The organism is Psychrobacillus sp. FSL H8-0510, assembly GCF_038008345.1.
Lineage (GTDB): Bacteria > Bacillota > Bacilli > Bacillales_A > Planococcaceae > Psychrobacillus > Psychrobacillus psychrotolerans.
On sequence record NZ_JBBOYZ010000001.1, the window covers coordinates 1,043,254 to 1,069,133 of the forward strand.

Consider the following 25,880-nt stretch of genomic DNA (forward strand, 5'->3'; position numbering starts at 1 on the left):
TTATTTTCTGAAAATTTGTATATTGGTATTTGGAGGTGATACCAATATTATCAGCTGTAACAAGAGATGGAGAAATAATCATACCTGCACAACATCCTCGAACCTTTTTAGATATTTTAAAAACGAGCAATACCTTCTCCTGCGCTCAATGTAGCGAACAAGTTATTTTGAAAAATGGACCAATAAAAATCCCACATTTTGCTCATACTCGGAATATTTCCTGCAATCAGGCTTTTTCAGAAGGAGAAAGCGAGGACCATTTAAATGGTAAATTGGATTTATATGAGTTTTTGCAGAAACATTCATCATCCGTAGAATTAGAAGCTTACCTACCTTTTCTTCATCAAAGACCTGACCTATATGTTCAAAGCAATGTATCCAAATTTGCAATAGAATTCCAGTGTAGTCAAATCCCCGTTACCACAATTCAGGAGCGTACAAATGGCTATATAACTAAGCAAATTATTCCTCTATGGATCTTGCGGACACCGAGAAGTTCCGACTTTCCAATCCATGAAATAGGCACTATGAAGCTATCCTCCTTCCGGCAACAGTTCTTTTATACGACCCCAAATGGAAAAGCAATACTCACCTATTGCCCTCGAACAAAGTATTTTCATTATATTTCAAATCCAATGCATGTAAAGGCTAATAATTATATTGTTAAAGTTAAGAAGCTATCCTTGGAAGAGCAGTCCTGGCCCTTTGCCATACTAAAAAAGAATTCATGGGAAGAGTTTCAAAAATACTTATGCTTATACAAGCACCAACGCTCCAAGCATTTAGACAATCTATACTTTTTTAATAGAAAAGGAGTCCAATCCTTGTTCCTCCAAATATGCTATAGATGGAGAATGCATCCCAAGAAAGTACCTTTTTTTATAGGTATTCCAACTAAACTAGCTGTTGTTTTTCCTACCCATGCGATTGAATGGCAAATTCAGTTTATAGATTATTTACATCAACTAGGTCTATCCATTCCACAAGCAGACTATCAAAATTGTGAAACTTTTCTATTAGATAGAAAGATATCATCCCAACCTTCCACAGAACATATAAAAGCAGTAAAAAACTATCTTAATACGCTTCAACGCTGTCTAATTTCTACTGAAGATGCAATATATAATAGTAAAATGAATTATTATTTAATGAAACGATTGTTATACAGTGAATTCCTTGCAAATTGATTTGAATATTGAGAAAATAGAAGATGATTCGAAATTCGAAACAGTAAGAGGGGGAGTTTAGTTTGACTACAGATACAAAAAATAAAATATTGACTCGTGACGAAGTAGCAGAAAATTTAACTTGGAAATTAGAAGATATTTTTGCTTCAAATGATGAATGGGAAAAAGAATATCTAGAGGTAGCGAAATTGTCAGAGAAGGCATCTTCTTATCAGGGAACAATCAGCAATGGTGCTGACGCTCTGTTAGAAGTGTTGACTTACCGTGATGAAATTACTTCAAGATTGCGTAAACTATATACATTCGCACATATGAGAACGGACCAAGATACTGCAAATAGCACATATCAGGCGATGGATAGCCGTATAAAATCATTGTATGTGAAAGTGTCTACTGTGCTATCGTTTTTAGTGCCAGAAATTCTTTCCGTTGATGAGACTGTAATTGCTAGTTATTTAGCTAAAAACAAGGATTTACAAGTTTATAAACAATTACTTGAAGAGATTAATAAAGAGCGTCCTCATGTACTTCCAAAAGAACAGGAAGCATTATTGGCACAGTTTTCGGAAGTTGCAGGTGCATCAGCTGATACCTTTGGTAAACTAAATAATGCAGATTTAGAATTTCCATTTATCAAAGATGAAGATGGCAATGATGTCCAACTAACCCATGGCAGATACTCACGTTTCTTAGAAAGTGAAGATCCGCGTGTACGTGAAGATGCTTTTAAGGCGATGTATGATACGTATGGAAAATTCCGAAACACATTTGCTTCAACGCTTACAGGGAATATTAAAGGAGACAATGTTAACGCTAAAATTCGTAACTATAAATCGGCACGTGAAGCTGCTATGTCTAACAATCATATTCCTGAGAGTGTATATGACAACTTAGTCAATACAGTCAATAAAAATGTTCATTTACTTCATCGATATGTAGCTCTAAGAAAAAAAGTATTAGGCTTAGAGGAAGTGCATATGTGGGACTTATACACCCCATTAGTGAAAGAATTGGATATGGAGTACACATACGAAGAGGCAAGTGATGCGATGCTTAAAAGCTTTGAACCTTTAGGTGGAGAATACGTGTCTATTGTCAAGCAAGGACTTGAAAATCGTTGGGTTGATGTAGTAGAAACGAAAGGTAAACGTTCTGGCGCTTATTCTTCAGGAACATATGGTACAAACCCATATATACTGATGAACTGGCAAAACAACGTTAACAACCTTTTTACGCTTACACATGAATTTGGCCATAGTATTCATAGTTATTATACTAGAGCTAATCAGCCTTATGTTTACGGAGATTATTCTATATTCGTGGCAGAGGTAGCTTCTACATGTAACGAAGCATTATTGAATGATTATCTACTAAAAACGATTGATGATCCAAAGAAACGTATTTACTTATTAAATCACTGGTTAGAAGGGTTCCGTGGAACTGTTTTCCGTCAAACTATGTTTGCGGAGTTTGAACATATTATTCATCAATTGGATCAAGATGGTGAAGCTTTAACAGCAGATAAACTGACAGAAGAATATTATAAGTTAAATCAAAAGTACTTTGGGGATGATATTGTAATTGACGAACAAATAGGATTGGAATGGGCTAGAATTCCTCATTTCTATTACAATTACTATGTATACCAATATGCGACTGGTTTAAGCGCTGCAACTGCTTTAAGTAACCAAATTTTGACGGAAGGTAAGCCGGCTGTAGACCGTTATATTAACGAGTTCCTAAAAGCAGGATGTTCAGATTATCCAATCGAAGTATTGAAAAAAGCTGGCGTAGACATGAACACTGCTGCTCCTATTGAAGAAGCGTGTCGCGTATTTGAAGAAAAATTAAATGAATTAGAACAACTACTTTTAGGAGAATAACAACAAGGCTTGGCTTAATGCCAAGCTTTTTTTGTGGAAATATACCGTAAGCACCAAATTACCTGAAAAAGAGATGCTGGTCGTAGTGATGTAAAATGCGATGAAACATCTAAAAAGAAACTCGGCAATCATACGGATGAGCCGTCCAGTGTAATTCACCAACGGAAAATAGGTTTTAATATAGTGTCAGCTTTATCGTTCTCAGTAGTGCGCTGATAATATGTTAGGGATAGAGGTAAGACGTCCTATGATGTATGACGAATTTGTGAAAAGATAAGCTAATATATTGTATTATATAATATGGCGTGGTAAAGTAAGAGTGTGAAATAAATCACAAGATAACATACACCCCTTTGTTTGAACGTGAACATTTCTCCCATCCCCTTTGTAAATGAAAACACCCTTTCCTCGGTAGGAGGAAAGGGTGTTTTCTGTATTTATGACAATAAACAACGGCCTATCTTATAAAAGATAGGCCGTTGTTTATTTATTTTAACCGCCATAATACGGTATTTGGTAAGAGTAGTCTTTCAACCTTTTGCAATAATAGAAGTTTTTTAAGCTCACGTTCTGCTAATTGATTAGAAATATTATAATAGCTTGCAATCTCACTTGTAGTTAAAGAATGGAATCGATCAAAAAGCTTTTCAAGCAACGGAGGGTCTTGTATTTCAGGCTCTTTATTTAACATTTCTTGTAGAATTTGTACATATATCTCGTAAGGATAATTTCCGGAAACTTTTAAGCCTTCATCTTCGATATTTTCATTAAAGAATACAATACTTGGAAAAGAGTCGACTTCCATTTCACAAGTAATGGATAAGTCGCTTTGGAAGGACCTAGCACATTCATTGGAAATAAAGTCTCGTGTAAATTCATCAACATCGAGTTTAACTTCTTCTGCTATTTCCTGTAAAACAGAAAAGGATGTAACATTTTTAGTCTTCAAAAACAAATATTCTTGTATTTTTATGAAAAACCGTAAAGCAGCTTTTTTCCCTTGGAATTCAGCTGCTTTTACAGCAATTGAAGGGAAAACTGAATGTTCTATTTTAGAAATACTGAATGGATCATTACTCAAATCGGCATTGGGAAAGTTACAAACTGTATTTAACTTATTCAATTTAGTACTTAATACAGTGCGTACAGTAAAGTACTGGCCATACTCTACTTGCAATTTCCGTAGGGTAGGTTGCATATCCCAACAAGTTGGACAAAGTGGGTCCAAAAACACATACATTTCAAGCGGCTTGTTTACTACTGGGGATGTGCACGTATCAGACGGAATTTGTATTCTTGTCACGTTTTCTCCTCCTCATGACTCGTTTGATTGACCATGTGGTTGGCTGTAAGTTCTAAGCGGCGATAAAATGTATCCCGAGACTTCCCTTCTAATCCTACTGTATCCATCGCATCTCTCATACAGGAAAGCCATGCTTGTGCTCTTTCAGGAGTGATCGGGAATGGATTATGTCGCATTTTCATCATCGGATGTCCGTGTTCTTCTGTATATAAATTAGGTCCACCTAAATATTGAGTTAAAAATTGTTTTTGTTTTCTTGCTGTTTCCGATAAATCATTAGGGAAAATCGGTATAAGCAGTGGATGCTTTGCTACATTGCCGTAAAACGTATCCACGAGCAGATGTAATTTTTCTGCTCCGATTTCATCGTAAGGAAGTATAGGCTGTTGTGTCATTTTCTTTACCCCTTTGCTCTAGCACTATATTCATTCTATCAACGAAACCTAAATATCTCAAACAATTAGATTATCTCATAGTAAACGGTAGTCGAATTTTAGTATAGACAACTAACGAAAAATCTAATGAAAATAAGCCTTTTAATCCCTTTTGATAGGACAAATATATTATTTTATCTTCTTCCCTTACCAAAGGGAATGGCATAAAAAAACAACCTACTAATATTAATAGGTTGTTAATGTTTCGGTTATGCATGGAAGTTATTCATCACTTTTTGTACGTAATTTTGTGTTTCTTTATATGGTGGAATACCATCGTATTTTTTTACTGCTCCTGGTCCTGCATTGTATGCAGCAAGCGCTGTTTCAATATTGCCATCAAATTTAGTAAGCATTTGACTTATATATTTTGCCCCACCCATTATATTTTGTTCAGGATCTAATGAATTAGTAACGCCTAAATACTTAGCCGTACCTGGCATTAATTGCATCAATCCGGAAGCACCAGCAGAACTAGTAGCAGAGGGGTTAAAGTTAGACTCTTGTTTAATAATAGAAGAAATCAGTTTTTCTGGAACATTGTACTTTTCTGCAGCTCGTTTAATAATTTCATCATAGTCTGTCCCATTTGTAGTAGGGGGTGAATAAGAAGAGATTAAATTCGCTAGACCACTCTGTGCAGAGTTTACACTAGATGGAACAAATACAGGGGATTTTCCACTATATAATAATGAAGAAATATCTTCATTTGTCTGACTCCCTGTACTAGCTTGTAAAACTTGTCCTAACATATCAGAAAATAAGGAAGGATTGGAAGAGTCATTTTGAGAGCTTTGCACACTACCTAAAGTTTGCATTGCATTTATTTCCATTAAAACTTTTAAGGATTGAATATCCAAAGGGATCAACCTTTCAACATATTGTTATATTTTACTAGGCGAGCAATTTTCTTATCAGTGTGTCGAAATGGAATATTATGTGCTTCCAACAATTCAAGAAACACTTTTTTTCCATATTTTACATCACTACTCTCATATTCTACCTCATAATCCTCTGTTTGACTATAAATGGAGTGATCTAAAAAAAGAGTCCCGTTTTTATAGGACATTTCGACACGATTTGTTTGTAAGCTTCCGATACAGAGTAAAGGAGTGGCAAGATTAAATTGCTGTAGAAAGGGAATAGAAGGGAAAGCGGATTGTTTAATAATAGCATCCCTTTCAAAATCAGACACTTCTACTGTATTTTCTTCCATCACATGTTCTTCTATCGGTCGTTTAAGAGTAAGTTCATTTTTATTTGTTAATACGCGCAAGCGAAAGCCCATCCGATTGTCCTTGAAAAAGTTATTTTGTGTATCAAAGTAATAATTTGTTTGGGTGTGAAAGTCCTTTTGATCTATTTGAAAAAAGGATACAAAGCATTCAAATTCTTGTTTTGTTAATAAATTTTTAAACTCTATTTCTTTTTCGGATTGCATATTACACGACCTTTCCTATTATTTCTATTATATGCGCTTTTCAAAGAGATTCAATATGTTAAAATAGTGGAAGCATAGACAGAAAGGAACGATTTATTTTGCCTATTACTTATAATGTGCTTAGTGGTGTTCAATTAGAAAATGATATACGCTTTACGCTAGAAGTATTACCTAATAATCCTCAACTAAAAGCAGCGGGTCAAATGATTACTGATTCAGACTCTATGGCTTTTATTTATCTCTTAGAAGATGAAATAGGATATCATTACTTAAAGTTTGGCCAAGAAGTTTGGCCATTACTTGTAAACACCTTAAAAGCTGTAAAAGATCCATCGTTGCAAATAGGTGACAAAGAAATGATCTTACAGGGCTTTAAAGAGGAACTGAACATGCTAATTTTTAATATAGAAGGTAATGACAATTACGGTGCAGATTTCTCCAGAGCAGTGGAAGAAGCATTTAGTGAAATTTTACAACCATAGAACTAAGGTCATTGGAAGTGGAGGACAAGCTTATGGGGCAATGGGATCGCTTTTTGGAGCCGTACAAGCAAGCTGTGTCAGAGTTAAAAGTAAAACTAAAAGGAATGCGCGCGCAGTTTGAAAGAGATAATACAAATTCACCTATCGAATTTGTAACTGGTCGTGTCAAACCGTTGGCAAGTATATATGATAAATCACTTGAAAAAGGAATCTTATTTGAGCCTTCTGATACGTTAGCGCAAGAAATACCAGATATTGCTGGTTTACGGATGATGTGTCAATTTGTAGATGATATAGAAACTGTCGTAGTTCTGTTGCGCGCTAGAAATGACATAAGAATAGTAGAAGAGCGCGATTATATTTCCCACAAGAAACAAAGTGGGTATAGATCCTATCATATGATTATTGAATATCCAGTTCAAACAATTCACGGGGAGATAAATATTCTCGCTGAAATTCAAATACGTACATTAGCGATGAATTTTTGGGCATCTATCGAGCATTCATTGAATTACAAATATAAAGGAATCTTTCCAGAAGAAATTAAAAAAAGACTTCAATATGCGGCAGAAGCAGCATTTCGGTTAGATGAAGAAATGTCTTTAATCCGTGGAGAAATTCAAGAAGCACAAAAATACTTTAGTGAAAATAAGGAACTTTCTCATCCAAATCTCCTGGAATCCAAAAATGAAAGAGAGGGAACATGAATTATGAAATTTTTTATATTGTCCCGAAATGATGATTTATCGAATGAATTAATGGAAAGTGCCAAAACGTATCTAGTAGATTTTGGACTCGTTATTGATGAAGAAAATCCGGATATCGTCTTATCCATTGGTGGGGACGGCACATTATTACATGCATTTCATAAATATAAACATTTAACCCCTTCTGTAGCTTTTGTCGGACTTCATACAGGGCATCTAGGATTTTATGCGGACTGGAAACCAGAAGAGATTGAAAAACTTGTTATTAGCATTGCGAAAAAAGAATTTGAAGTAATAGAATATCCTTTACTTGAAGTAACGATCAATTATAAACATGGGGAAGACAGTTCGGTCTATTTAGCATTAAATGAGTCTACTGTAAAATCACCTGATGTTACATTAGTAATGGATGTGGAACTGAACGGAGATCATTTTGAGCGATTCAGAGGAGATGGTTTATGTATGTCTACTCCATCCGGGAGTACGGCATATAACAAAGCACTTGGAGGGGCCATTGTGCATCCTTCGTTAGAAGCTATTCAACTTGCGGAAATTGCATCTATTAATAACAGGGTCTTCCGAACAGTTGGTTCATCACTGGTCTTACCGAAACATCACTCTTGTTTACTAAAGCCTGTGAAAGGACCGGATTTCATGGTTACTGTAGACCATCTTCAGTTATTACACAAAGATGTTCAATCTATTAAGTATCGAGTAGCAGATGAAAAAGTTCGTTTCGCTCGGTTTAGATCATTTCCTTTTTGGCATAGAGTACATTCTTCCTTTATCGATAGTGATTTAGAAATATGAAAGAAGATTTAATCCATTTAGAATTTCGAGTAAATGAGTCGCAACAATTACTTCGGGATGCAATTCGGCAATACGGTATTTCGAAAAAAGCATTGACTAGTATTAAATACGAAGGTGGGCAAATTACGGTTAATGGAGTGGAGAAGACCGTACGCCATAAGTTAGATATAGGGGATTCGGTCAAAATTACATTTCCACCTGAGAAAAAGAGTTTGGGATTAATACCTCAGCAAGTCGACTTTCCAATTTTGATGGAGGATGACCATCTTCTCATTCTTACAAAAGTTGCCGGCATAAGCACAATTCCATCTCGCGAACATCCCATCGGAACAATGGCCAATTATATAGCTGGATATTTGGAGAAAAGTGGACTGTCTTCTACAGTACATATTGTAACTAGGCTTGATAAGGATACTTCTGGTATCATTTGTGTGGCTAAGCATCGTCACGCACATCATTTATTAAGTGAAATGCAACAATTAGGCCAAATTTCACGTGCTTATGAGGCTTTCGTTCACGGTCATATTGAACAAGATGAATTAGTTATTGATGCTCCTATTGGTAGAAAAAATGGTAGTATTATTGAACGTATTATCGATGACAATGGTAAACAGGCTAAAACCACTGTTCACGTATTATCTCGTTTTGAAATCGACGGAAAAAAACTTACGCATGTACGATTATATTTACATACTGGTCGTACACATCAGATTCGAGTACATATGATGTCTATTGGTCATCCATTAATCGGAGATGATCTATATGGTGGTGAACTCCAAATCATAAGTAGGCAGGCACTTCATGCGAAAGAACTAAAATTGATACACCCATTTACAAAAGAGCGTATGCACTTAGTTGCTCCATTTCCAGAAGATATGAAAGCGCTGATTCCCACTAATTATTCCTAAGTGACAGGAAGAATGGTGGGATTTCATATTTTTAGTAATTGAGTTCGTATTTATAAAAAGTTAATGGTAGCCAAACCAACCTCATCGGTTTCTAATCCAGACGGACACTTCATTCCCTGTCACTTCGTCCACAGGGCGGTTTTAACATGGGAATCGCAGCCTTACGCTCCAATCAGCGAAGGTCATTAAACAAATACGAATTATAGGTTATAATATTAAGTTATTTTATGTGTTTCATATTGTTGATTTAGTTAAAAGATAACCTAAATTTTTTATTAAATTATTTCCTAGGGAATATTAACATTGCTTATTTAGTGCTTACTTCATACAATAAATAAGCAAAATGCAGAGAGGAGGAGAAAGTGTGAAAGATGAAATCACCCAAGAGCCCTTAGAGGAATCTATCTTAATTGAATTTCTATTGAATGAATCAATGGAAGAGTTTAGAGAAGAATTTATGCAACTACATCCGTATGATCAGTCCATATTTTTTGAAAAGGTGGAGCCAGATGTACGTATGAAAATTTATCATTACCTTTCTCCTAAAGAAATAGCTGAACTATTTGAAGCAACAAAATTTGATGGCGAGCAATATGATTTGTTTATGCAGGAAATGGATATTACATATGCTGCAGATATGCTTTCCTTTATGTTTACAGATAATGCAGTAGATGTTCTAAATGAGTTAGGTAAAGATAAGGTTGCTAGTTATTTAAACATTATGGATAAGGAATCTGCAAAAGAAATTAAGGACCTCTTGCATTATGAGGAATATACAGCTGGTTCCATCATGACAACAGAATATGTAGTCATTCCAGAAAATTCAACATGTCGCTCAGCAATGACTATTTTGCGTAGCGCTGCACCTGAAGCAGAAACCATTTATTATTTATTTGTGGTGGACGATGATCATAAACTATCCGGTGTTATTTCACTGCGTGATTTAATCATTGCAGATGAAGATACATTGATAAAGGATATTATGAATGATCGCGTAGTAAGTGTTTTAGTAAGTGTTGACCAAGAAGAAGTAGCAAGAATGATCAAAGACTATGATTTCCTCGCTGTTCCAGTAGTAGATTTTAAAAATCATTTACTGGGAATTGTAACGGTCGATGATATTTTAGATGTATTAGACGAAGAAGCATCAGATGATTACTCGAAACTTGCTGGTGTATCCAATATGGACACCTTTGATAAAGGACCATTACAAGCTGCTAGAAAAAGACTGCCTTGGCTTATTATTTTGTTATTCCTAGGAATGCTCACTGCTAATCTAATGAGTATTTTTGAACAGACACTAGATAAAGTTGCACTTCTTGCTGTATTCATTCCCCTAATCGCTGGTATGGCTGGTAATAGTGGGACTCAAGCTCTAGCCGTTGCAGTTCGTGGTATTGCAACAGGAGATATAGAAGAAGAAAGTAAGACGAAATTACTTTTTAGGGAAGCTGGCACTGGACTGATTACCGGTCTCATTTGTGGTTTGCTTGTGGTCGGAGTAGTATTTTTTTGGAAACATGATTTGCTAATTGGTATTTTGGTTGGTTCATCGATCTTTGGTTCGATTTTTGTTGCTACTTTGGGAGGTTCTTTTATTCCTTTATTGATGCATCGAATGAAAATAGATCCCGCAGTCGCATCGGGACCATTTATCACAACAGTAAATGATGTCGTGAGTATTTTAATTTACCTTGGATTGGCCACTTTATTTATTTCATCATTGTAGTTTGTATCATATTTTTTAAAATTGCATAAAGTAAAGGAAAAAGGATGTGCTAATGAACTCATTTAATGATCCTTTGCTCTTTATAAAAGGCCCACCAGTTTTTCATCTGCCACCAAATGAACGAGCTGTAATTCCATACGAATTACTAGATGAAAGTACATCGATTTATGAAATACAGAAAAGTTATTCGACGAAGACACTAGCAATTATAGATAAATTAAAATTTTTAGCAAAACCATTTCAACGTAAAGTATATCAACCGTTAATATTTCATCTAAAAGGTGGAGTAACTGTGCCAGGTGAAGTAGAGCGGGTTGAAGAAAGTCAAGTTACTTTACTAGTTGGAAAAGAAGAATTGATGACGGTTCCATTAGAAGAGATCGAAAAGATTATGTGGCGTGGAAGTATATTGAAGTGAACTTAGGCTATCCTATTGTAGGATAGCTTTTTTGTGTTTAAAGAAATCATTGACAGGTGTTTCAAAAAAAATCACTAAAAAACCGCTCGGGTTCCCCCGAACGGAATAGACACTACAGATGAAACGATCAGTCACATACATCTAAAAATACATCGGCGATACATTCAATTGCACAGAAACAATTCAAATCTACAGTAATACAACTGCCAGTTGATCTGAAATTTCTAACTTTACAAAGTTTTCTTAAGTCGATTTTTGTACCACAATCGTTTAATAAATCAACTTCGTTACGTTCTCTGTCAAGTGGCTCTAAAACTCTTAATGTTGCACAGCAACCATCAAAGATATCTTCTACACGGAAGTAAACTGAAATACAATCACAATCAAATCTATCATTATCACGGAAGAACGCTTTAAAAGGATCTCCATCTTTCGTTAATAACATAAATACTCGTGTGTCTGCTTGACGTCTACTAGCAGGGCTAACAAGACCTCCAAGTGGTTCTAGAAAACAATTTGTCGGACATTGAGGGCAATCATCTGTTGCTTGATCTTGAATGTCCTTAATAGCACGGACAACATCACAAACACAATTTCCAGACTGCGTTACATCGGTAACATCACCTAATTTTCCACAACCCATTAAAATTCACCTCCTCTTCATCTCTTACTAACGTATGTGGGAAGTTCATCTTGACAAGGGCAAATATCTCGTAAGCAATTTGCATATTTCAAATACCAGCGAGCATACTAACACAAAAAAAGGAGCATGTAATCATATGAAAAAAAGCTTAATTGTTTTTCTAATGGTTTTATTGTTGGGCGCTTGTTCTAGCGAGAAAGAAAAAGTGATTTTCCCCTCAGATAATTCCTCTTCTTTAAAACCAATCATGCAAAAACAAGATACGATTTATGGTTATAAAAGTGTGATAAATGAGGAAGATATTTTAGTTGCAATCAATATAAATCGCTTCGATCGTTTCAATAAAGCAAAAATCGAAAAAAAAATTACTAAACAAATTGAAAAACAATTTCCGGAAAAGAAAGTACTTGTTACGGGTGATCAAAAACTTATGTGGGAAGTAGAAACCATCATCGAAAAGAAATTGAAACAAAAGGAACTGAAAAAGTCGATTGAAAAAATAAAATTGTTATCAAAGGAAGAGACCTAATGGACCAACAACAATTTCAAAAAATAGTAGATGAAAAAAATCCCAAAGTGCCATTTTTTATGAACATACTCAAAGCATTCATTGTTGGAGGAATCATCTGTACTATAGGACAACTTATTACATTTTTCTATATGCGCTTTTTCCCTTTTACAGAGGGAACTGCTGGAAATCCAACGGTTGCTACGTTGGTATTTATCGCAATGATTTTAACTGGAACTGGTTTATATAAAAAAATTGCACAAATTGGAGGTGCTGGATCAGCGGTACCCGTTACAGGATTTGGTAATGCAGTAATTTCAGCTGCAATAGAGCATAAATCAGAAGGGTATGTATTAGGGGTTGGAGGCAATATGTTCAAACTTGCAGGATCGGTTATTGTATTTGGTGTGCTATCTGCATTTGTCGTTGCACTTATTAAAACAATATTAGTGAATATAGGTGTTGTCTCATGGTAAATACGTTTGGAACTCTTCAGTTTACAACTAAAATTTGTATAGCCAATACGGGAACAGTGGTGGGACCAGTAGAAAAGGATAGTACTTTTGCTGATTCCTTTGATGAGGTTCTTTCATTAGAAACAGAAAAGGATGAAACAAATGAGCAGGCACATGCTCGGATGATTGAAAGTGCATGTCATTGGGCTGCTAAAAAAGGTCATACTCAGGTAGATAAAGTAGATGTTCTGATAGGAGGAGATCTTATCAATCAGTTATCTCCAACGAATTTTGCAGCACGGAGCCTGGCTATCCCATACTTGGGAGTTTTTTCAGCTTGTGCCAGTTCGATGGAATCGGTTATTCTTGGCTGTCTTTTGTTGGAGTCAGGAAATGCGCGGACTGTACTTGCGGGAGCTTCTAGTCATCATCAAGCTGTAGAGCGTCAATTTAGGTACCCGTTGGAGTATGGTACTCAAAAACCTAAAACATCTCAATGGACTGTAACTGGAGCAGGTTTTTCTCTGTTAGAAAAAGACTTGAAAAATACTCCAGTCGTCACCCATGCAACTATTGGCAAAGTGGTGGATAGTCAACAAACAAACCCATTACATATGGGTGCAGCAATGGCCTCTGCTGCTAGAGATACAATCGAGCGACATTTAACGAATACGAATAGTAAAATGGCTGACTTCGATGTAATTATGACAGGGGATTTAGGCAATATAGGAATTTCTATATTAAAGGAAATGTTTCAAGATGAAAATACTGGTGTTATCTTGCAAGATGCGGGTGCTCAGTTCTATGGAAATGATAAGTTTTTCAATGCAGGTGGTAGTGGAGCAGGCTGTTCGGCTGTTGTTTTCTTCGGTCAAATATACGATCAGTTAAAAAAAGGATCTTTTAAACGTGTATTGTTAGTAGCTACAGGGGCATTATTATCCCCTTTAACATTTCAACAAGGGGAAACAATCCCTTGTATTGCTCATGCTATTGAATGTCGTATGGAAAAGAGGGGTTAACATGATTTCATCATTAGTGACTGCTTTTATCGTTGGTGGTTTGATATGTGTTATTGGTCAAATTTTCATGGATGTATTTAAACTAACACCTGCACATACATTAAGTACTTTAGTGGTATTAGGTTCTATATTAGATGGGTTTGGTCTATATGAGCCATTGATTGACTTTGCTGGTGCAGGAGCGACGGTTCCTATAACTTCCTTTGGAAATTCTTTGACACATGGAGCACTAGCAGAAGCAGAAAAGCATGGGTTAATCGGTGTATTGACTGGAATGTTTGAAGTAACAAGCTCTGGTATAAGCTCTGCAATATTGTTTGGTGTCATTGGTGCGTTCATTTTTCACAAGCGGAAGACAATGTACTAGTTGATTCGCCCTTTTTTCCTTTCTCCTCTCGCATACAATAAGTTGAAGAGGAGAGGAGGGAAAGAGTATGTATGACTACTGTGGTGGAGGATGCCAAGGATACCAAGGATACCCGGGGTATGCTGGAGGCAACGAATATGGTGGCAACAAAAGTTCAACCTTTGTACTAATCGTTGTATTGTTTATATTACTAATCATTGTTGGTAGAAGCTTTCTCCCTTATTAATAAAAAACAATAAGATGTGAGGGGGAAAAATTATGCAAAATTCATTTTTTAAATCTATAGAAAATAAAACCGGTGTGTCAATGGATGACCTATTTACGCTTGCCAATGCCATCTCACATGCTGATTTTACGGATGAGAAACAAGTTCGTAAAATTGTACGTAAAGTTGGCAAGTTAGCAAATAAACCTGTTTCTCAGGAATTAGAAGATGAACTTACACGCTCTATTTTACAGAGTGGGAGTTCGTTAAGTTTAGCAGATATTCAAAAACTATTATAAGTTTGTAAATTAATTAAACTTTTTATAAAAAAATAGGTTTAAGAATAATAGGATGGGGTAAAGCGTAATATAATAAAAATAATGTGGGGGTGGAGAACATGGGATATATTCTTCCAATACAACCGATTCAATCACAAGTTTATGCTAATAGAATGATTGGGAATGCTTATAATTTTGCTTATATTGATAATATTCAACCTGTAAAATTTAAATCTGGTTTTGATGATCACTTAGAAGAGCAGGAACAATTTTTAGAAGAGGAAGCAGAGCAATTAATGGAACAAGAAAGACCATCAATCCAACCATTATTTAAAGGCTTTATCCATCCAAATCCAGTAAACTTATCTCCACTAATAGCTGAAATCAGTGGTAAAGGAAACAGTGTTAATACGTATGTTTAGTTCATAGTATTAGAAAGATCGCTTATCTACGATAAGCGATTTTTTCAGGATAAATCTCAATTTTGAACTAACAACAACGAAAAATAAAAGGTCCAGCTAATTCCATCATGGGATTAGCTGGACCTTTATTTATTACTCCGTCTGACTTAGTACTATGGTTATTTTTTATGTCCTTTTTTCTTTTCGTCTGAATGTTTCTCATGGTCAGCACTTTTTTCACTTGATTCTGTTTTTTCGTGTTTTTTCTTTTTATCTTTTTTGTCTTCATCTGTATTTTCAAAATTACTGGATTCTTTATGTTCTTTTTTAGTGTCTTGTTTTTTCTCTGAATCCTTCGAGGTCTTTTTTTCCTTATTCTCTTTATCTTCTTTACTATCTTTTTCTTTTTTCGCATCCTTGTCTTTTTTGTTCTCTGATCCTTCCTTTGCTCCTATTGTTTCATCTTCTGATTCGCTTACATTTTTATCAGCAATATCATTTGATGTATCTTCCGACTTATGATGAGGCATTTTTTTCTTTTTGTGGTCTTTCAAAATACTCACTACTTTCTATGATTTAATGACACTATTACAGAATATGAAGAGATGCATCATATTGTTCGGTGAGTTAAGATGATGGGTGCTTGTATAATTAAAGTGAAATGGGCGTTTAACCAATACTCAGGTCCTCCAAGATACATATAGATACAAGGATAACTAAAAAGGAGGTTAGAAAGATGAATAAGAAAATGTTACTCTCTCTAGTAGACAAAGTAATTAAAGTAGATAGAGGTGGCCCAGAATCGAGAGTAGGTTTACTCTTGTCAGCTGAGGACGATTACTTTACTTTATTAACAGAAAACGATGGAATTATATATTATAGTACACAACATATTAAAAGTTTGACGAATCATTCAAAAAACCAGACAGAATTCAATCTTGAAATACCGAAAGATTTTGAGTATATTCAAGCCGATGATTTCAAAGGTATTTTGAATTGTCTAACATTACAGTGGGTAAAAATTAATCGTGGTGGGCCTGAAACACTAGAAGGTGTTTTAGATTCAGTTACAGATGATTACGCAATAATTGTGGCGAACGAAGAAATAATTCGAGTTGCTTTATTCCATATTCGTAATATTAGTTATGGAGTGAAGATTGAGAAAACGAAAAAAGACAAAGATAAAAGTGGTAAAGAGGAAAATAAAAATAATAAAGAAGATAATAAAAATGAATCAAAAAATCAAGAAGAAGCAAAGTAAAGCTAGTAAATAAGTATGCATTCGTCGCTTTTTTAATTAAAAGCGACGAATATTCTATAAGGGAGGTGACCTCCAAGTGCAGAAAAGAAACTTCGAAAACGTATTATATGCCAATGAAAAGAAGAGTATAGGATTGTATTTAGCTAATAATCAATTCGTTGAAGGTATCTTATTAGATATTCAAGAAAATCATATTGTTTTGGAAGTGAATGAAAATACTTTCTATATAGCGATACATCAAATACAAGCAATTTCTAAGAATACTACCGATTTGTCTCTAGCAAAGAAGTTTAGTCCATATCTAGTTAGAAATGATATGACAGATGTGTTAATTGCATTAAGGTACCAATGGGTTACGGTAAACAAATACGGAATTCCTACTCTTTACGGAATATTAAGCAGTATCTTCGAGGATCATATCATTCTAATAAATAGGAAAGAGTTATTTTTTATTCCTATTTCACATATTACCGATATTTCTAGCAATATATCTGAAAGTGACCTCTATTTTTCCAATAAGAAGGAACAACTGGCTATCCAAAAACTATACAGATTTAGTATTAGCAAAGGTTCTATTGAGGTTATAAATGAGAATTTATCTGTGGAACAAGACAGAACTAAACTAATGGCCAATAAGATTGTTGCAAATGTGACAGCTCCTCTACGCGAACCGGAAGTAAGGAAGAATACAACCCCTGGTGAATTAACAGAGAAAGTTAGTACTTTAGTTAGTAAACAAGAAGTTGAGGCAGTGACGATTGGGATTACTGATAAATTAGTGGACCCGATTAAAATAACTGGGTTAGAGGATAATGACACTTCTGCTAAAGCTGAATTGGAGCAAAAAGGTAGCAGTGGAGATTTAGCAATTGCCGAGGCTATTATTTTAGAGTTAGAAGAGGAAGTATCCAGTATAGATGAAGTCGAAAGTGAAGTAACAGACTTAATAGCTGAAGATAAATTATTAGATAAAGCTATTCCTCCTCAATCAGAAGAACAACTTGAGATTTACCTAGATGAAATAAAAGATCAAATTGAAGAAGAACAAGTTAGTTTTGATTCCAATGAAGAACTAAATATTCCTGAAAAAAGGTCGAAAGTGAAGGGGAAAGATGTACTTCTAACGGCTTGGAGCTCAATGAATAGTGATCAATCTACTATTACATTACCAAAGAAAAATGATTTGAAAAATAAAATGACACCCCCAATTGAAAATAAATTAGTGACCACGTCCAAGCCGGAGCTAAATGAACAGACAGATTATTCAAAACAATTTGGTGGAAACTCGGATGGGCAAGACAAACTAGATATCTTAGATAATCCAACGCGAACATTAGAAAAAAAAAAACCTCAATTAAATGTAAATGTGATGAGTAAAAAAGAAGTGAATGAAATGTTGGAGCAGCAATACTTTGCCTTGATGAATTACGCAGCAGTTCAAATTTCAAATGCGGTAAATTTTAAACAAACAGATAACAAATTATATTTTCACCCAAGAGTCGAGGGCAGTCCAGAAAAAGTGAGACAGTATGAAATGATTTATGGTTATCCAATATATGACTCTAGGCACGACACAGCTGCAATAGAAAAACAATATATATCGCTAATGAGACATGCAACGACAATGTACCGGAAGTTAAGACGGTAGTGTTTCCAGGACGAGTAAATACTAAAAGGAGTTGTGACCTTGAATAAAATTATTCAAAGTCTACTGAAGGAGTATGTCCAAATAGAGGTGTCAGGAAAAAAGTATTAAAGGGTACTCTAATTGATGTGGGAACAGATATTATAGTTATTTTCAATGGTACAGATTATATGTATATTCCTATCATTCATATCCATAGCTTCTGTCCTCTAAAGAAAAATGAGTTAGATACCCTTGCCCCAATAGAGTCTTCTAGTATTAAAACTGGTGAAAATAATCATGAACTATCCTTACGAGTAACGCTACATCAAGCTCAGGGAAAGAGCACTGAAATATACTTAATAGATGATCAGCCCCTACATGGTTATATCACTGAGATAATGGATGATTATTTTGAATTTTATTCGCCGATTTATAAAACTATGTATATATCTACCAAACATTTAAAGTGGCTAATTCCTTATCCTACAAATGAATGTCCTTACGGGTTAAATAATCTGAAGTTCCAACTATCAGTGACAGAAGCTAGTGCGGATACTTTTAAAAACAAAATAGAAAAATTTATAGATAAGATTATTGTGTTTAATATTGGTGGAAGTAAGAGTCATATTGGAACTATAAAAAATGTAGAAGAACAAGTTGTCGAGTTGGAGGCAGCTAGAGCAGTTAAGGATTATATAAATATTGATCATATAAAAACGATTCACGGAGTATAAAAAATGTATATATAAAATTAGAAGCATGAAATATTTCATGCTTCTTGAAGTTGGGGATAGATAGAATTTATTTATTCTATTATGTAAAATAATGAGTTTTATAGAATATTTTAGAGAATATGGACATACACCTCGTTTCTCTAATGGGAAAGGAATATACATACAAGGAAGGGGACAATCATAATAAGGAGAGGAAATGGTATATGTATGAGTTTGCAAATTGGAATCGCCATTCTGGTGTTCCTATCTACGATGTTAGTCATTTTTGTAAGACCTAGAGAAGTAAATGAAGCTTGGCCAGCAACAATTGGCGCTGGGATATTATTATTTGCAGGAATTGTGACTTTAGCAGACGTGTTTGATATTATCGATAAAGTTGGAGGGGCGTCCATTACGATAATATCGACAGTTGTCATGGCTGTCATATTGGAAAGCTTCGGTTTTTTCAACTGGGTAGCTACTCGAATTGTAGCTTTTTCAAAAGGATCAGGTTATCGATTGTATTGGTATATACAGTTATTATGTTTTGGAATGACATTATTGTTCAATAATGACGGAAGTATTTTGATAACAACTCCCATTTTAATACTACTACTTAAGAACATGAGACTAAAACCTCCTCAACAAATCCCCTATTTAATCAGTGGAGCTTTAATTGCGACTGCCTCCAGCGCACCTATCGGAGTAAGCAATCTAGTTAACTTAATAGCATTAAAGATTGTTGATATGTCTTTATGGATGCATACTTTAATGATGTTTGTCCCAGCAACTTTAGGGTTATTATTTATGTCCTGTTTGATGTTTGTCATTGTGAAGAAAAGACTGCCTGAAACTTTACCAAACTCTCTCATTAATGTGGAGGAATCATTTTTTACTCAAAACTTTCATCCACTGAAAGCAAGTATTTCCCTGGAGACGAAACATAAGCGTAGTAAATTTATGTTCAAGATCCTATTCTTTGTCTTAGTTGTAAGAGGGATGCTATTTTTTGCTTCTTATGTAAATATTCCCATTGAAATCGTTGCAGCAATTAGTTCGCTTATTCTATTACTATGGAGAGGGTATTATTTAAAATCTAATCCAATAGATATTTTGAAAAAGACACCATGGCATATTCTACTTTTTGCATTTTCTATGTACGTAATTATCTACGGCCTACACAATGTCGGTCTAACTGCACTACTAGTTGAGTGGTGTGAGCCGATAGTTCAGCAGGGGTTATTCCAAGCTAGTTTCATCATGGGGGGATTAGTGTCTATACTATCAAACCTTTTTAACAATCATCCTGCCTTAATGATTGGGACGATAACATTAACAGAAATGGGCTTAGACCCGATTACTTTAAAAACGATTTATCTTGCCAATATTATTGGGAGCGATATGGGTTCACTGTTGTTGCCAATTGGCACACTTGCTTCCCTTATTTGGATGGACATCTTAAGGAAAAATAAAATTAAAATTACATGGAAAGATTATTTGAGCATCTCGATAAAAGTAATTCCTATAACAACGATTGTAACGTTAACCCTCTTATACTTTTGGGTGCAAATCGTTTTTAATTGAAAGAGATGAAAAGCCTATGATTAAGCGGGAACTTTTCAAACAAAATGGAGATTTCCTGCTTTACTATTTAAAACAAAAAACCATAAAAAGTCTTATCTCCAACTAGGATGTTTATGAAGTTTGGAATATTTTGATGAACTTTATATGGATACATATATGGTTTGAATTCATTCGTTAATAGTATATATATGATATAGCATGAAAGAATGTCACGGAAATGAAAATTTTGTAAATATTGGTCACTCAAAAAGTTTCCAAACGTAAAATGGAGAGTCTGACGTTAGTCAAAACTCTCCATAAAATTGTCGTATTAAATTTGTTTCTCCATCGCTCTGTGAGGAATTCCAGCCTCTAAAAATTCAGGTGAGGTAATAGTATAATTTCTTTTTTCATAAAAAAGAATGGCCTGACTTTGTGCATTTAGCTTTAGCTTATTAATGCCGGTAGAATTCGAGTAGTCCTCCATGCATTGCATCATGAGATTACCTAACTTTCGTCCACGATAACTTGGAAGAATACATACTCTTTCTACTTTACCTATTCCAGATTCAATAACTCTAATTCTACCTGCGCCGAATGGAGTGCCTTCGTCGTATGCTACAAAATGTACTGCCTCTTCGTCATGCTCATCAAGTTCAAGATGAAGAGGGACGTCCTGTTCTTCAACAAAAACTTTTCTTCTAATTTTTATAGCATCTTCATATTCTTTTTCAGTTTCCACTTTCTTTGCGTACACCAATACTTACTCAGCTCCAGACAATCTAAATGTTTCGTATACAGTCCATGATCCATCTTCCAGTTGATATAAAAGATGTAGGCGATCGATTTCTTCTTCAAACTGTGCACCAATCATTTTTAATTGTGGCAGTATATCATCATGTTCACTTGCGTTCATCTTTTGAGCAATTGTAATATGAGGAACAAAAGAATAGCTTTCATCCTCATTATATTGAATATCATTTAAATCCTCATGCAGTTTAACTAGCTCAGCTGTTGGTTCCACATGAAAGTATATAGCATTAGTAACAGGGGCAAATGAACTTACCTTAGTTGTTTTTAAAGTAAATGGTTTATGATTACGCACTACTTTATTAACCTTTTCAGCGATGGTTTTAATCTCATTTTCATCGGCTTCAAATACACCTTTGACCGTCATATGTGGAGTGATTAAAGCATAGTGAGGGTCATAACGCTTTCTATAGGAGTTTGCGAAGTCCTGTACCTTTTTAGATGGAAAAGCAACAATTCCGTATTTCATTTTTCATTACCTCCTCAAATTATTAAAATAACAATATTACCTATTATAACAAATCTTTCTCTATAGGCTAAAATTTTGCAACAACGCTCTTTTTATATCTGGTTGCCAAAGCTTCCAAGTATGGTCTCCTCTTAATTCGTCATAAAAGGTCAAAAATCCTTTATTTTTAAATAAATTGTGTAACTCTCTATTTGGAGTAATGAAGTCCGTTAATAAACCGTCCCCTGTTTTCACTGCTTTTTCTTCCGTTCCAATGACGTGGTAAAGAGAAAATGCATGAATGTCTTTATATTTCTCGACGGATTCTATTACAGCCTGATTGACAAGTGGGGAGTGCATTATTACTCTTCCAAATGTATTTGGATAGGCTAAAGCTGTCATGAGTGAAACAGTAGCAGCTAACGAATCGCCTATTAGTGATCTGCCCATTCCAACTTGATAAGTAGGATAGTTTTCATCTATATACGGTACTAATTCTTGCGCCAAGAAACGTTTGTAAGCAGGAAATTGAGAGCCATCTGGATGATATTTATCTCTTCGATCTTTTACGTTTTTATAAGGTACTCCAACTATGATTAAGTTCTCAATTGCTTGTTCTTCATATAACTCATCAGCCATTCGAGAAATTCTTCCTAGTTGAAAATAGTCTTTTCCGTCAGATGCTATTAGTACAGAGTATTTATAGAGAGGTGAATAATTTGGAGGCAAGTATATTAGAAGTTGCATTTCTTCCTGTAAAGCCTCACTAAAAAACGATATATCTTGTATAGTTCCCTTGTTCATAATTTCCTCCTAATATCATTCATGTAGTACAGAAATTGTATCATATACTAGCAAAGAGGTATAATAAACGAAATGATGAAACAACAAGGGGGATAACAATATGGATAGACAAACATCTAGAGTCCATTCTCGTGAAGTAGAGCAAGCTACAAAAGACGCGTTAAAAAGACGTGGAGTTACTTTAGAAGAAATAGCAGAGATTGTATTTGAGATGCAATTTCCTTACAATAAGGGACTTACTATAGAACATTGTATAGAATCTGTTAAAAGTGTATTGAAAAAAAGAGAAATGCAACATGCGATATTAGTTGGTATCGAACTTGATGAGTTGGCAGAGAAGAAAATGCTATCTGCACCATTGCAACAAATAGTGGAAGCGGATGAAGGTTTGTTTGGGGTAGACGAAACGATTGCATTGGGAGCTGTATTTACTTATGGCAGTATAGCAGTAACTACATTTGGCCATTTAGATAAAAACAAAATTGGACTTATTTCAAAATTAGATACTAAAATTGGAGGAGCAGTTCATACATTTTTAGATGATTTAGTGGCGAGCATCGCTTCTAGTGCAGCTTCACGTTTAGCGCATCGGACAAGAGATTTAGAAGAACAAAATGAAACCTTTGCAGATATTTCACCTGAAGAAACAGTTCCAGAAGCTAAAATAAAAGGTGCAAGAACATAACATAAAAAATACAGTCAGTGGCGACATCATCTCCCACTGATTGCATTTTTACTCACCGGACTTTTTGAAGCCGGCTTGTATAGCATCCTGCTCAGTACAAAACCATTCTTCAGGATTAGTTTGTTCATAATATTTCCCGCTAGGTATATGGTAAATTTTTTTGCCTTGCCGATTAATATTTCCTTTGATATTACATTGTTCAGTTGTGGATTTTTCTTCAGCATTATTATTAGTTAGAACTTCAGCATTAAAACCTCTATTAGTAACATAGTTATCTGTCTCCCATATACCAATACTTCTTTCTTTAGCCACTTTAGAAGCTTCCTCAAACTCGTCTAAATATCGAGTGTTCGGAGGGAAGATATAGGCTGTCCTTGCTAGTCCCTCTTCGAGCAAAGTTTCTTGGACGCTTTCGCCGTCTACATACACATAAGCGAGCATTCTCCCATAGTCGTCTAGTCGATTTCCTACATCAAACTCAATGGTTACATTCCCACTCTTTATTATTTCCTTGTTGCGTTGTTTTGCTTCTTCACCAAATGGTTGTTTTCCTAGAGTGTGATGATTTGTTTCGGGAGTGTCTATTAACAAGTATCGAACTTTTTCTATGTCTCCATTATATTTAACTTTAATCGTATCACCGTCAATAACTTCCACAACTTCAACAGCTATTTGATTGGTACTTCCATCAGTTTGAATCACACCATTAGTGGAACTTTCATCACAACCATATAGAAGTACAGTGAATAGAACTAGATAAGAAAAAATCTTCTTCATTTATTATCACCCATTGTAGTTTAGCATATAAATAAAGAGGAAATAAAAAATCAGCTTTTCCTTATACAATAGAAGGGAAAAGCTGAAATCCTAAATAGATTATTCAATTAGTGTTTCTCCATTTCACCTTGATCCTCTTGAAAATATAAAAATGTTTCTTCTTCTAGTTCATTTAAACGCTCTTTATTTAGCCCTAATGCGAAAGCTCCTGTAAAAATGGGCTCCCACCAAGTTTCTGTTTCAGTCATTATTATTTCCTCCCTTTTAATAATTTGTTTTGTTTATATATACGATTTTTATACCCTGCTGAGCTTCGCATATAAACCAATTACGTGAAAAATGAATCGTTTAGCACAGGGATTCTGAAGTCTTATAGACTTATAGTTGTAGTCTATTGGTGGAAATGACTTCTTGCAATTAGTATTCCACGAAAGGTAGACTTCATGTATTGCATATTAAATGTTTATTCTTTCTTCTATTAGAAAAAAATAGTATGATTCCTTTAAGATTAAATGAATAAAAGGGGAGAATAAAAAATGAAATTTTCAGAGCAACAATTAAACCATATGCTAGAAGAGCATCAAGCCTATTTTTATGCTGGAATGACTCGACCTGTAGAATTTCGAATAGCCCAATTAGAAATACTTAAAAGTACGATTAAAAAATATGAAGCAGAAGTAATAGAAGCATTATACAAGGATTTAAGAAAGAGTGAATTCGAAGCCTATGTCACAGAAATAGGATTAGTTTATGACAATATTTCATTTATGATTAAAAATATTGCGCAGTGGATGGAACCGAAGTACGTAAAAACACCTGTTGCTTTAATGCCATCTAAAAGCTTTGTTGTAAATGATCCTTATGGAACCGTATTAATAATTGCACCATTCAATTATCCATTCCAACTTATTATGGAGCCGCTAATTGGAGCAATTATTGGAGGAAATTGTGCAGTTATTAAACCTTCAGAAGCAACACCTCACACCACTAATATTGTGAAGAAAATTATTTCTGAAGCATTTGATCCGAGATATATTAGAGTATTAGAGGGAGAGAAGGAAGAAACCTCTTTGTTAATACATGCTCCTTTTGATTTTATATTTTTTACTGGAAGCGTCCAAGTAGGAAAAATAGTGATGAAAGCAGCTGCAGAGCGATTAACACCCATTGCTTTAGAATTAGGTGGGAAAAGTCCAGCGATTGTGGATCATACTGCAAATTTAGCTGTAGCAGCTAAACGTATTGTATGGGGGAAATTTGTGAATGCAGGTCAAACATGTATAGCGCCTGATTATGTATTAGTGGAAGAATCGGTAAAAGATAAGTTTATCGAACAGATGAAAAAAGCAATTACACAGTTTTACGGAAAAGAATTGCAACAAAGTCCTGACCTAGGAAGAATAGTAAATGGTAATCATTTTGATCGCCTTAAGAGAATTTTAGAAGAGGAAAGTGACCATATTATTTTTGGAGGGAAAACGGATCGTGATGATTTATTTATGGAACCAACTTTATTGAATGGAGTTGATTTCAATAGTCCATCGATGGAAGAGGAATTATTTGGACCGATACTACCTATAATTGCTTACAATGATTTACGGACTATAATCCAGCAAATTCGTAAGTTTCCAAAACCTTTGGCTGCTTATATGTTTAGTGAACATGAGAAAGCGCAGCAATTCTTTCTTCAAGAGCTACCATTTGGAGGAGGCTGTATAAATGACACAATCACGCATGCTGGAAGTGCTCATTTACCATTTGGCGGAGTAGGGAACTCAGGAGTACAATCCTATCACGGAGAAGCAAGCTTTACTCTATTTACACATCAAAAGTCTATCGTGAAAAAAAATACAAGCTTTCCAGTAAATATCGTTTTCCCACCTTACAAGAACAAAGTGAAGCTAGTGAGAGGCTTACTAAAGTAATGGTATCAGCCAATAGAGCTTTATAAAATGAGATAAGTCATTCTAGTCTTTGTACTAGAATGGCTTTTTTTAAATACTTAATAGAT

32 protein-coding genes are annotated in these 25,880 nt (G+C 34.8%); 21 read left to right on the plus strand and 11 right to left on the minus strand.

What is annotated here, in order from left to right:
• Window positions 1–35: 35 nt before the first annotated feature.
• On the plus strand, window positions 36–1,187 hold the full coding sequence (locus MHI40_RS04975; RefSeq protein WP_340761776.1) for a competence protein CoiA: 1,152 nt from the start codon (window positions 36–38) through the stop codon (window positions 1,185–1,187).
• 62 nt (window positions 1,188–1,249) lie between these two features.
• Window positions 1,250–3,070 (plus strand): oligoendopeptidase F, encoded by a 1,821-nt coding sequence (gene pepF / locus MHI40_RS04980; RefSeq protein WP_340761777.1) that lies wholly within the window; start codon window positions 1,250–1,252, stop codon window positions 3,068–3,070.
• A gap of 487 nt (window positions 3,071–3,557) precedes the next feature.
• Here the strand turns inward: pepF and MHI40_RS04985 are convergent, their stop codons facing one another.
• The 4 genes from MHI40_RS04985 to MHI40_RS05000 form a co-directional block, all read right to left on the minus strand.
• A complete protein-coding gene (locus tag MHI40_RS04985; RefSeq protein ID WP_245762631.1) occupies window positions 3,558–4,373 on the minus strand; it encodes a ClpXP adapter SpxH family protein in 816 nt (271 codons plus the stop codon).
• The gene (locus tag MHI40_RS04990; RefSeq protein ID WP_093535583.1) at window positions 4,370–4,768 is read right to left on the minus strand and encodes a globin domain-containing protein; all 399 of its coding nucleotides are present in this window, start codon (window positions 4,766–4,768) and stop codon (window positions 4,370–4,372) included. The genes MHI40_RS04985 and MHI40_RS04990 overlap by 4 nt, the downstream gene beginning before the upstream one ends.
• 248 nt (window positions 4,769–5,016) lie before the next feature.
• Entirely contained in the window at window positions 5,017–5,667 is a 651-nt protein-coding gene (locus tag MHI40_RS04995; RefSeq protein WP_340761778.1) for a lytic transglycosylase domain-containing protein, read from the minus strand.
• A 5-nt stretch (window positions 5,668–5,672) separates the two neighbouring features.
• On the minus strand, window positions 5,673–6,248 hold the full coding sequence (locus tag MHI40_RS05000) for a CYTH domain-containing protein (RefSeq protein ID WP_340761779.1): 576 nt from the start codon (window positions 6,246–6,248) through the stop codon (window positions 5,673–5,675).
• 98 nt (window positions 6,249–6,346) lie between these two features.
• On the opposite strand from MHI40_RS05000, the gene MHI40_RS05005 reads away from it, so the two are divergent.
• The 6 genes from MHI40_RS05005 (at window position 6,347) to MHI40_RS05030 (ending at window position 11,302) form a co-directional block, all read left to right on the plus strand.
• Complete coding sequence (locus tag MHI40_RS05005; RefSeq protein WP_340761780.1) at window positions 6,347–6,730, plus strand: UPF0738 family protein; 384 nt, start codon at window positions 6,347–6,349, stop codon at window positions 6,728–6,730.
• 32 nt (window positions 6,731–6,762) lie between these two features.
• A complete protein-coding gene (locus MHI40_RS05010) occupies window positions 6,763–7,437 on the plus strand; it encodes a GTP pyrophosphokinase (protein WP_093535578.1) in 675 nt (224 codons plus the stop codon).
• Window positions 7,438–7,440: 3 nt separating this feature from the next.
• The gene (locus tag MHI40_RS05015) at window positions 7,441–8,247 is read left to right on the plus strand and encodes an NAD kinase (RefSeq protein WP_340761781.1); all 807 of its coding nucleotides are present in this window, start codon (window positions 7,441–7,443) and stop codon (window positions 8,245–8,247) included.
• Entirely contained in the window at window positions 8,244–9,155 is a 912-nt protein-coding gene (locus tag MHI40_RS05020) for an RluA family pseudouridine synthase (RefSeq protein ID WP_340761782.1), read from the plus strand. The genes MHI40_RS05015 and MHI40_RS05020 overlap by 4 nt, the downstream gene beginning before the upstream one ends.
• A 343-nt stretch (window positions 9,156–9,498) precedes the next feature.
• Complete coding sequence (mgtE, locus tag MHI40_RS05025; RefSeq protein ID WP_093535572.1) at window positions 9,499–10,884, plus strand: magnesium transporter; 1,386 nt, start codon at window positions 9,499–9,501, stop codon at window positions 10,882–10,884.
• Between the two features lie 52 nt (window positions 10,885–10,936).
• The gene (locus MHI40_RS05030; RefSeq protein ID WP_340761784.1) at window positions 10,937–11,302 is read left to right on the plus strand and encodes a hypothetical protein; all 366 of its coding nucleotides are present in this window, start codon (window positions 10,937–10,939) and stop codon (window positions 11,300–11,302) included.
• A 127-nt stretch (window positions 11,303–11,429) separates the two neighbouring features.
• Here MHI40_RS05030 and MHI40_RS05035 read toward each other — a convergent pair whose 3' ends face one another.
• Entirely contained in the window at window positions 11,430–11,945 is a 516-nt protein-coding gene (locus MHI40_RS05035; RefSeq protein WP_340761785.1) for a CotY/CotZ family spore coat protein, read from the minus strand.
• A 136-nt stretch (window positions 11,946–12,081) separates the two neighbouring features.
• On the opposite strand from MHI40_RS05035, the gene MHI40_RS05040 reads away from it, so the two are divergent.
• From MHI40_RS05040 to MHI40_RS05070, 7 genes are all read left to right on the plus strand, one after another.
• On the plus strand, window positions 12,082–12,474 hold the full coding sequence (locus tag MHI40_RS05040) for a hypothetical protein (RefSeq protein ID WP_340761786.1): 393 nt from the start codon (window positions 12,082–12,084) through the stop codon (window positions 12,472–12,474).
• Entirely contained in the window at window positions 12,474–12,929 is a 456-nt protein-coding gene (gene spoVAC, locus MHI40_RS05045) for a stage V sporulation protein AC (protein WP_340761787.1), read from the plus strand. Before MHI40_RS05040 ends, spoVAC begins: the two co-directional genes overlap by 1 nt.
• Window positions 12,923–13,930: a stage V sporulation protein AD gene (locus MHI40_RS05050; RefSeq protein ID WP_340761788.1), complete on the plus strand. Its 1,008-nt coding sequence runs from the start codon at window positions 12,923–12,925 to the stop codon at window positions 13,928–13,930. Before spoVAC ends, MHI40_RS05050 begins: the two co-directional genes overlap by 7 nt.
• A 1-nt stretch (window position 13,931) precedes the next feature.
• Window positions 13,932–14,297, plus strand: coding sequence for a stage V sporulation protein AE (spoVAE, locus tag MHI40_RS05055; RefSeq protein WP_340761789.1), 366 nt, complete (start codon window positions 13,932–13,934; stop codon window positions 14,295–14,297).
• A gap of 67 nt (window positions 14,298–14,364) precedes the next feature.
• On the plus strand, window positions 14,365–14,523 hold the full coding sequence (locus MHI40_RS05060) for a YjcZ family sporulation protein (RefSeq protein WP_093535558.1): 159 nt from the start codon (window positions 14,365–14,367) through the stop codon (window positions 14,521–14,523).
• A gap of 32 nt (window positions 14,524–14,555) precedes the next feature.
• Complete coding sequence (locus tag MHI40_RS05065; RefSeq protein ID WP_340761790.1) at window positions 14,556–14,801, plus strand: stage VI sporulation protein F; 246 nt, start codon at window positions 14,556–14,558, stop codon at window positions 14,799–14,801.
• Window positions 14,802–14,899: 98 nt separating this feature from the next.
• Window positions 14,900–15,202, plus strand: a complete 303-nt coding sequence (locus tag MHI40_RS05070) for a hypothetical protein (RefSeq protein WP_340761791.1) — start codon at window positions 14,900–14,902, stop codon at window positions 15,200–15,202.
• A gap of 158 nt (window positions 15,203–15,360) precedes the next feature.
• Here MHI40_RS05070 and MHI40_RS05075 read toward each other — a convergent pair whose 3' ends face one another.
• Complete coding sequence (locus MHI40_RS05075) at window positions 15,361–15,711, minus strand: hypothetical protein (RefSeq protein WP_340761792.1); 351 nt, start codon at window positions 15,709–15,711, stop codon at window positions 15,361–15,363.
• A gap of 206 nt (window positions 15,712–15,917) precedes the next feature.
• On the opposite strand from MHI40_RS05075, the gene MHI40_RS05080 reads away from it, so the two are divergent.
• From MHI40_RS05080 to MHI40_RS05095, 4 genes are all read left to right on the plus strand, one after another.
• A complete protein-coding gene (locus tag MHI40_RS05080; RefSeq protein WP_340761793.1) occupies window positions 15,918–16,442 on the plus strand; it encodes a hypothetical protein in 525 nt (174 codons plus the stop codon).
• Window positions 16,443–16,518: 76 nt separating this feature from the next.
• On the plus strand, window positions 16,519–18,090 hold the full coding sequence (locus MHI40_RS05085) for a DUF2642 domain-containing protein (protein ID WP_340761794.1): 1,572 nt from the start codon (window positions 16,519–16,521) through the stop codon (window positions 18,088–18,090).
• A gap of 125 nt (window positions 18,091–18,215) precedes the next feature.
• Window positions 18,216–18,803 carry a DUF6897 domain-containing protein gene (locus MHI40_RS05090; protein WP_340761795.1) on the plus strand — a complete coding sequence of 196 codons (588 nt, stop codon included), beginning with the start codon at window positions 18,216–18,218 and terminating at the stop codon, window positions 18,801–18,803.
• Window positions 18,804–19,010: 207 nt separating this feature from the next.
• On the plus strand, window positions 19,011–20,366 hold the full coding sequence (locus tag MHI40_RS05095) for an arsenic transporter (protein ID WP_340761796.1): 1,356 nt from the start codon (window positions 19,011–19,013) through the stop codon (window positions 20,364–20,366).
• Window positions 20,367–20,676: 310 nt separating this feature from the next.
• Here MHI40_RS05095 and MHI40_RS05100 read toward each other — a convergent pair whose 3' ends face one another.
• The 3 genes from MHI40_RS05100 to MHI40_RS05110 are packed head-to-tail and all read right to left on the minus strand — an operon-like array spanning window position 20,677 to window position 22,407.
• Window positions 20,677–21,105, minus strand: coding sequence for a GNAT family N-acetyltransferase (locus MHI40_RS05100; RefSeq protein WP_340761797.1), 429 nt, complete (start codon window positions 21,103–21,105; stop codon window positions 20,677–20,679).
• A gap of 3 nt (window positions 21,106–21,108) precedes the next feature.
• Entirely contained in the window at window positions 21,109–21,624 is a 516-nt protein-coding gene (locus tag MHI40_RS05105) for a YjcG family protein (protein ID WP_093535540.1), read from the minus strand.
• 60 nt (window positions 21,625–21,684) lie between these two features.
• Window positions 21,685–22,407, minus strand: coding sequence for an alpha/beta hydrolase (locus MHI40_RS05110; protein WP_340761798.1), 723 nt, complete (start codon window positions 22,405–22,407; stop codon window positions 21,685–21,687).
• 100 nt (window positions 22,408–22,507) lie between these two features.
• Between MHI40_RS05110 and MHI40_RS05115 the strand changes: the two genes are divergently transcribed.
• Window positions 22,508–23,092: a phosphatidylglycerophosphatase A family protein gene (locus tag MHI40_RS05115; protein ID WP_093535536.1), complete on the plus strand. Its 585-nt coding sequence runs from the start codon at window positions 22,508–22,510 to the stop codon at window positions 23,090–23,092.
• A gap of 48 nt (window positions 23,093–23,140) precedes the next feature.
• Here the strand turns inward: MHI40_RS05115 and MHI40_RS05120 are convergent, their stop codons facing one another.
• Together MHI40_RS05120 and MHI40_RS05125 are read right to left on the minus strand one after the other, a co-directional pair.
• The gene (locus MHI40_RS05120; protein ID WP_340761799.1) at window positions 23,141–23,869 is read right to left on the minus strand and encodes a thermonuclease family protein; all 729 of its coding nucleotides are present in this window, start codon (window positions 23,867–23,869) and stop codon (window positions 23,141–23,143) included.
• A 107-nt stretch (window positions 23,870–23,976) separates the two neighbouring features.
• Entirely contained in the window at window positions 23,977–24,117 is a 141-nt protein-coding gene (locus MHI40_RS05125; protein WP_175496189.1) for a hypothetical protein, read from the minus strand.
• A 288-nt stretch (window positions 24,118–24,405) separates the two neighbouring features.
• On the opposite strand from MHI40_RS05125, the gene MHI40_RS05130 reads away from it, so the two are divergent.
• Window positions 24,406–25,794 carry an aldehyde dehydrogenase gene (locus tag MHI40_RS05130; RefSeq protein WP_340761800.1) on the plus strand — a complete coding sequence of 463 codons (1,389 nt, stop codon included), beginning with the start codon at window positions 24,406–24,408 and terminating at the stop codon, window positions 25,792–25,794.
• Window positions 25,795–25,880: the final 86 nt, after the last annotated feature.